We start from the raw sequence: 13042 nt of genomic DNA, 5'->3' as shown, positions 1-13042 counted from the left end.
AAAGTCCTAAGTCAAAGAAGTGGTTTGATGTAAACGCATCAGTTCAAGATAAAAATCACGTTCATCATGGGATTCTAAAAGACCGCTGTTAGGGAAAATTGCATCATAAATTTTTCCAATATTGGAAAAGCGATGCTTAAAGAGTTCACTGAGCAGTAAGGCTGAAAGGTCTTTGCGCATAAATATGGCAGGTGGTAACATCCCCGCTTTTAAAATCTCTAAAAGTGATTTAGCGTGGTACTTGATATGGTGATGTCCACCATGAGGGCAGGTGTTGGTACTCACCAACGTTTTACATTCATTGCAATAGACAAATTCAGTGATGATTTCAATGTCGATAGCGAGGTCTTCATAATGATCTAAAACAGACTTCATCTCATTTTGATCATAGTAGGCACCGATACCACTATGGTGTTGACCAAGAACCAGTTTATTACACCCTAGGTTTGACGCACAAATGGCATCTAAAAAAGCATTTTTATAGCTAGTGAAGAGGTATGTATTTTCAAAGGGTACAATCACAACTCTGTTTTTGGGTAAATAATTATCAACAAAATATTGAAGTGCTTTGAGACGTAACTCATAAGAGAGGATATCTTGCTTGTAAGGTTTAAGCAAAAAGATAACCAACATATCGCACTTTTCAAGGGTGATACGAATGACTCGCTCATGGGCTCTATGAAAAGGATTGGCATTCATCATAATAGCAGAGACATTTTTAGCGCCAAGTTGAGCTTTGGCATCGGCAATTTTATTTTTAACGTTTTTAACATCATCAAATTGGAGCTCATACTCTCCACATACGGCGATGTCTCCAAGTCGTTTGAGGAACATTTGGGTTTCAGGGTTGGAAATGTCATACGTTCCAAAAATTTGCTCAATGCGCTTTTTTTTGTCAACCTCAAACACTTCATCAACGATGATTGTTCCTCGGATCTTGCCATCAACCATAAAATCAAGAGGTTCACCTTGATACGCTGTTGTCAAGACTTCCCTGTTTTTTTCACCAGCAGGAGCAATGATAAAAGGGAAAGGAAAGGGCTTACCTTTGTAGTAGCCACTCTGTTCAACTTCCCTTGCTTCTGCACTGTTCATCAGTTTGTCAACAGGATGTAAAACACCTTCTTTGGCAAGGGCAAGGGTTGCTATAAACTCTTTATCTAAAAAGAGTTGTCGGTTATTTTTTCTTGTTGATTCCATATTTTTTCCTTTTCTCCCAGAGGCTTTTGCGAGATATTCCTAGTTTTTTTGATAGTTCTGTATCGGGAAATTTATTTTGAAAATTGAAAATGACATACTTGACATAATCATCAATACATAAAATATCACCCTGATCTAAAATTTTGCTGTCAGTTGTGAGTTCTAGTTTTGTAAAGTCACTCTCTTCGTTCGGGTCAGTGCTACAAATAATAGCACGTTTACCCTCCAAAATGTTGTAGACTTTAAGTTTCTCGCTTTTTTTAAGATTTTGAAGGTCAATAATGTAGAGTAACTCCTCACTTCCTGCACGTGCGATCTTTTCATACGCCGTACTTTGCGTTAAAGAGATGAACGTAAATGTTTCATTTTGTGTCTGCGCATAGTTAAAGACAAGGGCATCGGCATGTTTTTGAAAATTGGTTTTGATGAGAATTGGAAATTTGGTCTTTTTATCAAGAGGTTCTAAATTTGCGCTACTAAAAAGGTTTTTAACATACTCTTTATAGGTTTCATTCTCTTTCTTGAGATTTTTAAAGTCGCTTAAATGTTGCAATTTTCGGATCAACTCTTCGATCATAAATGGTTTTTGAATATAATCACATGCCCCTGCTTTGATCGGGTTGGTGACGGTGTCATTACTAATATAGGAAATCATTAAAATAATGATAGAGGAACGATGCTTTTCAATAACAGGGTAAAAATTTTGCCCAGAGATATTGGTAGAAAGTAATATTGCGTCGTATTTTTCATCTTTGAGCGCATCTTTAATACTGGTAGCAATTTCACATAAATGTCCTATTTCCATCAACTTGGAGGCAATACTTTGAGCGAGATAAATCTCGTTTTCAACGATTAAAATCTTCATACATTCGTCCAATCATAATATTTTAATGTAGCCGTTGCACTGACTGCAACACCTTCGCATCTTCCAACGAATCCTAGTTTCTCTGTCGTGGTTGCCTTTACATTCACATGGATAGGTGAAATTGCCATAATGTTAGCAAGGGTAAATCTAATTTTGTCCTTAAAGGCACTTAAACGTGGAAATTCTGCCATAACGGTAATGTCGCAATGAATGATCTCGAATCCCACTTTTGCTAAAAACGAGCACACTTCCTTTAGTAAAAATTTTGAATCAATATTCTTATAACGTGGGTCATTATCTGGGAACAGTTCGCCAATGTCACCTGCTCCCGCCGCTCCTAAAAGAGCATCGATGAGCGCATGAATCGCAACATCGCCATCGGAGTGCGCTTTAAAGCCAGTGGTTGGATGTACTTCCACACCACCAAGCATCATGACTTTGCCATCTTCGTAGGCGTGCACATCAAAGCCTTCTCCGACAAAAGGGGTAGAAGAAGGGGCTTTGAGGCATGAAATGGTGGCACCATCTTCTTTACATGTAAGCTTTTTAGCTTCAGGATTACCCAAAACATAAGTGACTTTCCCACCCATTGCTTTGATGGCACTGCTGTCATCAGTATATAGCGTTGATGTTTGAAGGGCTTTTCGTAAGAGTTCTGTGCGTGAGAGTTGGGGAGTCTGAATGAGCTTAACATGATCGCGATTAATTGTAGCATCTTCATAAACGACCGTATCGACAACTGGCAGATACGGAACCACAATGTCACTGTTTTCCATCTCTGCTAAGATACGCACAAGCATCTCTTGGTCAACACAGGGGCGGGCAATGTCACTTACCAGTACATAAGGTGTCTTTACATGTAAAAGAGCATTGGCAAGGGATTCTTGTCTGGTCGCCCCACCTTCGACGAACGTAATGGACTCGCTAAACTTTTTGGCATAAAAGTATTCATCAGGTGTTGTGGTAACAATGATTTGCTTAAAAGGAAAAAGCTGTTGGAGATTTTGAGTAGCAAAAAGCCATAAGGGTGTATCTTCAATGCGTAACCACTGTTTTTTAACACGTTGATTAAACCGTGAAGAGCTACCTGCACCTAACATCACAAGCGCTAAATCGGGCAAACTTTGTCCTTTTTTCTGAAGTGTTACAATATTATACATTTCGAAAGCTTTTTTTTATCTTTTTTGTGTTAAATTCTGCCATCACTTAAGCATAAAGGTCGAGAAAATGTTAAATAAAGATGCCGTTTTAAGCGCATTAGGTGGCGTTAAATACCCAGGTTTTGAAAAAGATATTGTGACATTTGGTTTTGTTAAAGATATTGATATAACCGATAATAATGTTTATGTAGAAACAGAGATCGTCTCTTCTAGTAAAGAGGTTGGTGACGAATTAAAAGGAACGATTGAGAAGGCAATTCAAGCCATTGGTGCAACCCGTGTGGATGTTGTGGTGAAGCAACCAAAGCCTCCGGTAGAGAAAAGCAACTCCCAATCAGGTAAAAACATGGCACCTCACATCAAAAATTTTGTGATGGTAAGCAGTGGAAAAGGGGGTGTGGGTAAAACAACAACAACCGTTAACCTTGCGATTTCATTGGCAAGCCAAGGCAAAAAAGTAGGTTTGCTGGATGCTGATATTTATGGACCCAATGTGCCTCGTATGATGGGCGCTGTTGATACGCATCCTGAAATTGTGGGACAAAAAGTCAAACCTATTGTTGTGTATGGTGTTGAGATGATGAGTATGGGTTCTTTAATGGAAAATGGTCAATCACTCATTTGGAGAGGAGCGATGGTCATGAAAGCCATTGAGCAACTCTTACGCGACATCTTGTGGAGCGATTTGGATGTTCTTTTCATCGACATGCCTCCAGGAACAGGTGATGCACAACTTACTTTAGCTCAAAGTGTTCCCGTAACTGCGGGTATTTGTGTCACAACCCCTCAACAAGTCGCTTTGGATGATACCGAGCGAAGTTTGGATATGTTCCAAAAATTGCATATTCCGATCGCTGGAATCATGGAAAACATGAGTGGATTTATCTGCCCTGAGACCAATAAAGAGTATGATATCTTTGGAAAAGGAACCACCAAACCGTTGGCTGACAAGTTTGAAACCATCGTGATTGGTGAGATTCCTATTGAACCTGCCGTTCGTGAAGGCGGAGATGCTGGAAAACCAGTAAGCTTCTTCCATCCAGAGAGTGAGACAGCGAAACGCTATCAAGCTTCAGCTCGTAAGCTTTGGGAGTGCATTGAAAAAGTCAATGCAGAAGGTGGTGCGAACAATGAAGCGATTCAACCAACTATGGGTATTAATGGCGCACCCAGTGCTTGTTCAAGTGCGAAAAAGTAAGGATTAAAGGAGAAGGTATGGCGTTACGCATTAGTATTGATGAGACAGATTTTAAAGCATTGGTTCAAGAAATTGAATCACAAGAAGGTTACCGTAAACCGATTGGTTTTGGTATCGCGCGGGTTGATCGTGGACAACTGAGTCCCGAGAAGATTTTACAGGCAAGCTTTCCTGTGGTCAACTGGAATGAAAACTTTGGGAGTGCCGCTATTTTAATCGCAGCATTGCAAGAGAGTGGCGTTGATGTTGATTTTACCAGCAGCGAATTTGTCTATGATGTCAAGAAAAAATTTGTTAAAAATGCCATGAATGCGTTTACTCCTTATCTAAACCTTGCCTTAGGTGAGGCGCATAAAAATGTTCAAGTCATTAAAACACTGGACTGGATTGCGCAAACAGAAAAGCTTAAAAAAGATTATCGTATTGTCTTTATTTTTGAAGACGATGCACCTCTGAGTCCTGAAGCGGTCTATCTTAAACTTTATGCGCTCTCAACAGGTAAAGCTCCGATTCGTTCACTCAATCTCTCAGGCGCATTTGGCGTGCTCGAAAATGTCGCATGGTCATTGGGGCAGCCTATTGAGCTTGAATGGCTGAGAATGCATGAAATTGAGATGAAACTTTTGGGTGAGTATCCACTCATTGAATCGGTTGATAAATTTCCTCGTTTCTTATCACACATTATTCCGTCCGATAATACGCGCATCTTAGATGCTAGTAAAGTAAGAATGGGTGCACAACTGCATGCCGGTACAACGATTATGCCAGGAGCCAGTTACGTTAACTTTAACGCAGGTACTACCGGTGCTGTGATGGTCGAAGGTCGCATTAGCTCTTCTGTTGTCGTGGGTAAAGGGAGTGATGTGGGAGGAGGAGCAAGCATCTTAGGTGTGCTAAGCGGAACCAATGGTAATCCTGTGAGTATTGGAGAGAATACACTCCTTGGTGCCAACTCGGTGACAGGGATTCCTTTGGGGGATGGTTGTATTGTGGATGCGGGTATTGCTATTTTAGAGGGTACTAAAGTGGGTGTGAATGCTGGAGAGCTTGCCAAGATTATTGAAGCAAATCCTAAAGCAAAACTCAAAAAAGCAGGCAAAGAAGAGATGGTTTTCTTAAAAGGCTTAGAGTTAGCGGGACTTCATGGTATTCATTTCCGCCAAAATAGCATGAATGGTATGATCATCGCAACACGCAGTAAACGAGAAATCAAACTAAATAGTGAACTTCATTAATATCAAAAGAGAGGGGAGTTAAGCTCCCTTTTTCATAATATCATTATTAAATTCTTCTGCCCATTTTAAGGATACTTTTCGATAAGTTTCATTGGCAATAGGGTCATCTTTTAAAATCCAATTACCACATGTCGAGCACTTGGTTGCATATGTTTCAAGTTGTTTCAAATCCATAGAATCTATCTCTTTTAGGCGTGCTTTACATTCTGCGATAGAGCATTTAAGGTGACTATTCATAAAGGACTCCGTTAAAGGGGATTGGTTTATGATTGTAACATATTAAAAAAAGTAATTATGTATAAATTATAAGCAAATAAGACAGTTGCGCCCGCTCTCTTTCGCTTTGTATAAGGCATCATCTGCTATTTTGATGATTTCATTGGGTGTTTTTCCCTTGCTTGATGTTGCTAAACCGATACTAATGGAGAGCCTCTCTTTTTTTACAGTATTTGCTTTTTGTATCTCTTGCGGTACTTTCTCAGGACGATTTTTATCGCGTATCACAAAACCACGTCTAAATATCCGCTCTCTCACTTCTTCCAACGCCATAATACACTCTTCTTTCTTTTTGCCATTAAAAAGAATGGTAAACTCTTCCCCACCATAGCGATACGCTTTGCCGCCATTTTTGATATGACTTAACTCTTTAGCGACCAACTTTAAAACGTCATCACCAATGTCATGACCAAATTTATCATTAAATTTTTTAAAAAAATCAATGTCGGCCATTGCAATCATATAGTGTGAACCCAGATGTAAAAAGCGTTCTTCCAATGCCCTTCTTGAGGGAATTCCTGTCAGTGTATCGGCATAGGCCATGCGGTAGGCATCATGAACAAGAGCACTGATAGCAATCAGTGAGGTAACCAGCGAAAAGAGAAGAAAAGAGTTACTCTCTTGCAAAAATAAAAAAGGGATCATTTGTGCTAAGAGCATCCAAAAAGGAGCTTTTTGACTTTGGACTTCAAACAGTAAAGAGATCAGAAAAATAAAGAGAAGCGATATGAGTGAAATAATCAGTATAAAATCATTTGCCTTACTTAGACCATGTAAGCTTGCATGTAAAATAGGCGTATCCAGAGCTTGTTGCATACTGGGTGAAAAATATTTTAAGCCAAGGTATCCGATTCCTAAAACAATGAGTCCAAGTGCTGTTCTGAATGCCCCAAATGAACTAAAAAGACCACGTTCTTGCAAGGCATAAAGGAGGAGGTAACCCAGTGCCGTAATCAGCGGAGTGATATGCCAAAATGCTGTGACACTAAGCTTTGTAAAGAGGGTACTGGGAAAGGCAAGGGCTAAATCAAAAAAAAGTGGGAAAAGTAATAGAACAAAGAGTTTACTTTTGTTGAAATAGATACTTAAAAAAAGAGCAATCACGAGAAAAACAAACGTACTTTGCCAAACAAAATAATAGGCATACGAAGGGATAAGTCCAAATTTCAAAATACAAAGTGCAAGAAGAATCATTCCTAAACAGAGTGCATGAAAAGTCGAAAGAACCTCTTTGAATTGTTGCATTTCGTTCCTGTATTTTTTTACGATTATAGCAAAATTAGCTCATACTCCCATAAATTGCCCATCAAAGGAGCTTGAAGATGAGGTTTGCCTAACAGTAATTTTACCACCTCTACGCTTTGAATTGAGGCAGCAAAGCAAACGGTAAACGAAGGATTGCCGGAGCTTTTCTCAACACCGTCTCCTTTTTGGACGTAGAGTTGATCAAGTGAAACTGAGGTTGCAAACTGACTATAATAGCCAGCAATCGCACCATGAACAAAAGGTTTTTGCTCTTTGAGACAGAGATTGGCAAGCAGGCATTTGAGATCAGGATTGTCGAGTGCATCCACAACAACGTCCACTTTAGCGATAAGTTCATAATCGGTTTTAGGATCAAAAAAAGTGGTCATACTCTTTACATGTAAAGCAGGGTTGATCTCTTCAAGCTTCTCTTTTAACACTTCTGCTTTAAAGCGTCCCAACGTTTTAGGTGAGGAAAAATTTTGACGATTCATATTATGTTCTTCGAAAACATCACCATCGCATACGATGAGATTTCCCACACCAATACGTGTCAGCATTTCAGCTACAAAGCCACCGAGTCCTCCGCATCCGATAATCAGTACTGTAGATTGGAACAGAGTGTACTGCTCCCTCGTGGAAATAGTTTTTTGATTGCGTTTGTAACGAAGGGGCAAAATGTCATGTTTGAGAGCGACCTCTTCAACATTTCTAAAGTTACATGTAAAACGTTCCATTGCCGCATAACTTGCTTGAAGGGGAAGAAATCCATCACAGGTTTGTTCTTTTAAAAAGGTTAGAAGTTCCATTTTTTTGTATCCTAGTGTATAATTTTCCTATAAGGAGATCCAATGCATATTATACTCAATGCTTTTTCATTTTTACGAGCAAAATTCACACAAAAAGGCATACCTTATTTGAATGCTTCATGGGTGGTAGAGGATAAAACACGGATTGTTGATTTGATCGATTCTTTAGGCTTTGAGCAAAAAGAGGTGGAAGCCGTTTTTCTCAATAATACCGTTGTTCCCAAAGAGACAGAGCTACATGAAAATGATCGAGTAGCACTTCTTCCTCCTGGAACACCAGGCTCATTTCGTCTTTTCTGCGGGCTCAAAGGGAATTAACCACCGCCCACTTTTGGGAAGAGAGCGATTACATCGCCCTCTTGCAAACAATAGGATGGTTCAACATGCCTACTATTCACCATCAAAACACCCAAAGGCGATACTCGCTCAAGCTCCAATAAGTCTATCACCATTTGAGCCGTTGTACCGATGGCATAGTTTCTTTCCTCAACTTTAAAGCGACCTTCTCGGTATTGAGCAAAGAGTTTAACAACAACGTGCATCAGAAATTCCAGAACTCATCAATCTCTTCACCTGTGAAATCCCAAGTGACATTGTGAGGAGGAAGTATTTCGTATTTCATAAACTCTGGTAAACGATCATCTGCTTTGCCAAATCCTGCTTTGATGTTAAATTCATGCTCGGTTTTAAGAATAGTTTTACCAAGGTTCATCACATCATCAATGGTAAGAGCACAGCCAAAGCGCGCATTAATCATATCAATGAGAGCTGGTAAACATTTTGCATCATCAAGTGCTGCAAACGCAACAAAGATGCACATACCGGTGCTATCAACTGCAGCAGAAGCAATTTGGAGGTTGCGTGCCAGTTCAACTTGACCCTCTTTTTTAAGTGGATCGACATGTCCTCCGCTGTTAAGGATATTTGTTGCAACCGCATAGCCTGCTGTGTGATCAGCACCCATAGGCGTTGTAGCATAGGTAATACCTTGTCCTTTAACCGCTCTTGGCTCATAGGCTGGAATACCTTGTCCCTTAACTGTAGGAACTCTGACTAACCCGTAAGCTTTTCCTAAAATGTGTGTTCCTGCACCGAAAATTCTTCCCAGTGGCGTACCAGTTGGTATATCATGAGAGAGTATTTCATACGCTTTGGCTCCATCGCCGTATGCAAGAATACCAGCATCAACGGCAAGTCCAAGGGCAACAGAGGTTTCAATAGAATCAACACCTAAATCATCCATCAGACCATCCATTTTCGCGATCAAATCTAAGTCCTGAATCCCTAAATGCGCTCCGAGTGCCCAAATAGTTTCGTATTCAAATCCAGAGGTTAGAAACTTGCCTTCTTTGTCATTATAGACTTGTGAACATTGGATAACACAGCCTGCATGACAACCGTGGGTTGTTTTTCCCCCTCTGGCTTTAATATTCTCAGCCATTGTTTCACCACAAATTTCCTCAGCATGCTCCCAGTTACCTTGTCTAAAGTTATGGGTTGGAAGACCGCCTGCTTCATTAAGGATGTTAACCAAAACGTTCGTTCCAAAGGCTGGTAGACCTTGTCCACTGATAGGATTTTCTTGAAGTGCTTTGGTAAAGATTTTACTCGCTTCTTTAAACTTATCAGGATCAGCAATCGTGACTTCTTTATAATCAGCGGCATCGACAGTGATACATTTGATCTTTTTAGAACCCATAACAGCGCCGAGCCCTCCACGTCCGTGACTTCTGAGCTTTCCACCGGGGTCTTTTACAGAGACATTCGCTAGGTTCATACGCATTTCACCGATACGACCAATACTCATGACCGCAACTTTTTTGTCATATTTTGCCATCATTGCATCGAGTACGGCGTAATTATCTTTGCCGACGAGTTCAGGAACAGGAATGAACTCAACATTGTTTTTGGTTACATGTAATTGATAGAAGGTATTTTCATCTTTGGGTAGCCCTTCGATAATGAGTGCTTTAACCCCAAGTTTTGAGAAAATACCGGCACTTGTACCGCCAACATTTGACTCTTTGATACCACCTGTCAAGGGGCTTTTCGCACCTAAAGAGTTACGACCCGAGTTGGAAGCAGAAGTTCCTGAGAGAAGTCCTGGTGCGAAAACCATTTTGTTATTTGGTCCTAAAGGGTGACATTCTGGATCAACCTCTTCAGCAACAATGGTAGATGTAAGACCACGTCCACCTAATCCCAGCCAGCGAGCGGGAACCTCTTCAATTTTAAAACTTAGATTTGTCATATTGACACGATAAATTAGATCAGCCATGATAAACTCCTTTAAATACGGTTGTTACAACCATAATATTCAAAGTTTATAGCATGAAAATAGCAAACTCAAGGAACTATATTAAAACAAAAACATGCTTTTTTAGCATATCTTTTTTTACACACTTCCTTAAGAAAGGAGTGACATTAAGCCACTACTTTCTTAGGTTTGAGAGATTGAAGTTCGATAATGCGCAGAACAATAGCAGAGTAATATGGAACACTTTGAATTAAAAGCGTAAATGAAAAAACATAGATTTCCGTAATACGTGTATAGTTGGTAAAGTAAAGTGCAAAGAAAGAGATGGTTAGTAAAGATGCTAAGATCATCTCATGGCGAATAGGACTTTTATTGACTTTTTTGGTATTGCCACCTTTTTCCGTACGTTTAAACGGAAGCCCATCTTTGACAAAACCATCGTAGACGGCTTTAAAGATAACCAGCTGTAAACTCATCGAAGCAATGGCACTGAGCATTGTCTCTCTCACACTCATTTTGACTCTGGTGTGGTACAAGATAAACGCATGCAAAATGTTGACTAAGAACGCCACTAAGATAGGCAGTGTCAACGGCAGTGTTGGAATGGTTACGCCCACAAAAATAATAAATGGCACCCAGAAAATATTTAAAAAAGCGGTCATCGCACCAAAGGCATCGGAGAGCCAGAAAAACCAACCTGCAACGAAGTGGTATTTTTGGTAAGGTGTTAAGGTTTTAGATGAAGGCATAAAATGGCGCCAATGGCGTTTTAAGATCTGAATAGCACCATACGCCCAACGGTGGCGTTGTGTACGAAACGCTTCTACGGTGTCTGGAAGCAATCCCCAACCATAACGTCGGTTAGTATAGTGCGCTGTATAGCCTGCTTCAAAAAGGCGTAGTCCCAGTTCCGAGTCTTCCACGATGGTATACGTTGTCCAGTCTCCCACTTCGTGTACCGCAGAGAGTCGTGCCATGAGCATCGTACCGTGTGCAACGATAGCATTTTCTTCGTTTCGCTCCACCATACCGATGTCAAAAAAGCCAGCATATTCAGCATTCATCGCTTGTTTGATAAGAGATTCTTGGCTATCGCGATGATCTTGAGGTGCTTGAACAAGCCCCACTTTTGGATCATCAAAGAGCGGAACAAGATCGATCAACCAATCTTCACTAACCACATAATCGGCATCAATGACGGCTAAAATCTCCGCTTTTTCGTTGGTGTATTTGAGTGCTTCATTAAGTGCACCTGCTTTAAAACCTTTACATGTAATGTTCAAAAAGACAAATTTATCACCCAATTTGGCACAGTGCTCTTCAATCGGTTTCCAGTAAAACTCTTCAGGTGTGTTGTTAATAATCACCAAGACTTCGTAATTGGTGTATTTCATATGTGCTAACGAATTAAGCGTTTCAATTAAAACATGTGGCTGCTCTTTGTACGCAGGAACATGAATGGAGACAAAAGGTGCATGCTCCAGTTTGAGATGCAGTGGAGCAAGGCGTTTGGGTGCAATGCCCAGGGTGCATTTAAAGAGCTCATTAATTTTAGCAAGGGTGATAATGACCAACGGGATCATTAAGAAAATTCCCATTGTCCACATAATCCACATACCAAAGTTCATATAATAGATAAATGGATACGTCGCTGCCATAGCAATACCAAAGCCCATTGCTTGCGCTGCTGCCGAATAGGTAATCGCATGTGCAAAGTTGACGCGTTGATTTCTAAGACCAAAGAACGTCAGCAAAATTCCAAAGAAAACAGAGCCTGCCATTTGATAACGCCACAATGGATTGATGATAGTCTGTTTAATAAAATGAAATTTAGGTTGTTTATTGGTATCAAATAATCCCCAATAAGGTCCTACACTTCCTTCATGTACCCCTTTCCATGGTTGATCAAACGCTTCAACGATGTTATAGGTCCATTTCTCTGCTTTTGCCATTTCCAAAAAGCCTGTAATTGCGGCAATTTGATTGGTCAGTGTTGCTTCTGCTTTTTCATTGTTATATCCACTACTTGGCCAACCAAACTCCCCGATGGTTATGGGTTTTTTAGGATACATCTTAGCAATGGCATCGTATTTCTCTTTTGTAAAAGCAAGCGTTCGCTCTATAGGCACTTTTTCCCAGTAAGGCAAGATATGCACACAGATAAAATCCACATGGTGTGCGAGTTCAGTGTTACTCAGCCAAACGTGTTGAACTTCTGCCGTTGTCACAGGAATGCGGGTGCGAACTGAAACACGGTCAATATAGGCATACAGCTCTTCAGGTGTCATATCAGCACGTAAAAGAACCTCGTTTCCTACAATAATCGAAGAGATTCTAGGGCTGTACATTTTGATCAGTTCAAAGAGTGTTTCAATTTCAGATTCATTGGCATTTTTGTCGGTTGAAAGCCATAATCCAACATCAACTTTGAGTTTAGTGTCTTGGACATTTTCTAAGACATGTTTTGCATCAGAAATAGCATAGGTTCGCACTTTTCGCGCAATATGCTCAATCGTTTTCATGTCTTCAGCAATTTCAGCATCGCTTTTGAGCGCTTTCTCAAATCCTTTGAAAGGCGTATAGGAGAGAGACTCTAATTTTTCACCGATTTGGGGTGATATAACGATTTGGTCACCAGTTCTCGTCCACAGTAAAATCTGAATAAGGGATGTGACAACAATGGAAAGTAAGATGTATTTGAAGTATTTCAACCGTATGCTCCGAAAAAAATTTCATATCGATAACAAGTATGGCGATTTTACAACAACTTTGTTTAAAAAAATGAAGTGAGCCTGTT

12 protein-coding genes are annotated in these 13042 nt (G+C 40.2%); 3 read left to right on the top strand and 9 right to left on the bottom strand.

What is annotated here, in order from left to right; all coding sequences use genetic code 11:
• Nucleotides 1-6: 6 nt before the first annotated feature.
• The 3 genes from FA584_RS10225 to FA584_RS10215 are packed head-to-tail and all read right to left on the bottom strand — an operon-like array spanning nucleotide 7 to nucleotide 3186.
• On the bottom strand, nucleotides 7-1200 hold the full coding sequence (locus FA584_RS10225) for a sulfate adenylyltransferase (protein ID WP_167749377.1): 1194 nt from the start codon (nucleotides 1198-1200) through the stop codon (nucleotides 7-9).
• Nucleotides 1178-2065 (bottom strand): response regulator, encoded by an 888-nt coding sequence (locus FA584_RS10220; protein ID WP_096047165.1) that lies wholly within the window; start codon nucleotides 2063-2065, stop codon nucleotides 1178-1180. Before FA584_RS10220 ends, FA584_RS10225 begins: the two co-directional genes overlap by 23 nt.
• Entirely contained in the window at nucleotides 2062-3186 is a 1125-nt protein-coding gene (locus FA584_RS10215) for a bifunctional 2-C-methyl-D-erythritol 4-phosphate cytidylyltransferase/2-C-methyl-D-erythritol 2,4-cyclodiphosphate synthase (RefSeq protein WP_167750622.1), read from the bottom strand. The genes FA584_RS10220 and FA584_RS10215 overlap by 4 nt, the downstream gene beginning before the upstream one ends.
• Nucleotides 3187-3292: 106 nt before the next feature.
• Here FA584_RS10215 and FA584_RS10210 point away from each other — a divergent pair, with 106 nt between their 5' ends.
• Together FA584_RS10210 and FA584_RS10205 are read left to right on the top strand one after the other, a co-directional pair.
• Nucleotides 3293-4423, top strand: a complete 1131-nt coding sequence (locus FA584_RS10210; protein ID WP_167749376.1) for an Mrp/NBP35 family ATP-binding protein — start codon at nucleotides 3293-3295, stop codon at nucleotides 4421-4423.
• A gap of 17 nt (nucleotides 4424-4440) precedes the next feature.
• Nucleotides 4441-5658, top strand: a complete 1218-nt coding sequence (locus tag FA584_RS10205) for a tetrahydrodipicolinate N-succinyltransferase N-terminal domain-containing protein (RefSeq protein ID WP_096047163.1) — start codon at nucleotides 4441-4443, stop codon at nucleotides 5656-5658.
• Nucleotides 5659-5676: 18 nt separating this feature from the next.
• On the opposite strand, the gene FA584_RS10200 is transcribed toward FA584_RS10205, so the two are convergent.
• The 3 genes from FA584_RS10200 to FA584_RS10190 all read right to left on the bottom strand — a co-directional run bounded on the left by FA584_RS10200 (nucleotide 5677) and on the right by FA584_RS10190 (nucleotide 7988).
• Nucleotides 5677-5895, bottom strand: coding sequence for a hypothetical protein (locus FA584_RS10200; protein ID WP_096047162.1), 219 nt, complete (start codon nucleotides 5893-5895; stop codon nucleotides 5677-5679).
• Between the two features lie 66 nt (nucleotides 5896-5961).
• Nucleotides 5962-7179, bottom strand: a complete 1218-nt coding sequence (locus FA584_RS10195) for a GGDEF domain-containing protein (protein WP_167749375.1) — start codon at nucleotides 7177-7179, stop codon at nucleotides 5962-5964.
• Between the two features lie 23 nt (nucleotides 7180-7202).
• The gene (locus tag FA584_RS10190; RefSeq protein ID WP_167749374.1) at nucleotides 7203-7988 is read right to left on the bottom strand and encodes a HesA/MoeB/ThiF family protein; all 786 of its coding nucleotides are present in this window, start codon (nucleotides 7986-7988) and stop codon (nucleotides 7203-7205) included.
• Between the two features lie 42 nt (nucleotides 7989-8030).
• Between FA584_RS10190 and FA584_RS10185 the strand changes: the two genes are divergently transcribed.
• Entirely contained in the window at nucleotides 8031-8306 is a 276-nt protein-coding gene (locus tag FA584_RS10185) for a MoaD/ThiS family protein (RefSeq protein ID WP_096047159.1), read from the top strand.
• On the opposite strand, the gene FA584_RS10180 is transcribed toward FA584_RS10185, so the two are convergent.
• The 3 genes from FA584_RS10180 to FA584_RS10170 form a co-directional block, all read right to left on the bottom strand.
• Nucleotides 8303-8530 (bottom strand): MoaD/ThiS family protein, encoded by a 228-nt coding sequence (locus FA584_RS10180; RefSeq protein ID WP_096047158.1) that lies wholly within the window; start codon nucleotides 8528-8530, stop codon nucleotides 8303-8305. The genes FA584_RS10185 and FA584_RS10180 overlap by 4 nt on opposite strands.
• Nucleotides 8530-10266 carry an aldehyde ferredoxin oxidoreductase C-terminal domain-containing protein gene (locus FA584_RS10175; RefSeq protein WP_096047157.1) on the bottom strand — a complete coding sequence of 579 codons (1737 nt, stop codon included), beginning with the start codon at nucleotides 10264-10266 and terminating at the stop codon, nucleotides 8530-8532. The genes FA584_RS10180 and FA584_RS10175 overlap by 1 nt, the downstream gene beginning before the upstream one ends.
• Before the next feature lie 146 nt (nucleotides 10267-10412).
• Entirely contained in the window at nucleotides 10413-12956 is a 2544-nt protein-coding gene (locus FA584_RS10170; RefSeq protein WP_167749373.1) for a glycosyltransferase family 2 protein, read from the bottom strand.
• Nucleotides 12957-13042: the final 86 nt, after the last annotated feature.

The sequence above is a fragment of the Sulfurospirillum diekertiae genome, assembly GCF_011769985.2.
Lineage (GTDB): Bacteria > Campylobacterota > Campylobacteria > Campylobacterales > Sulfurospirillaceae > Sulfurospirillum > Sulfurospirillum diekertiae.
This window is presented reverse-complemented; position numbering and strand designations above follow the sequence as displayed.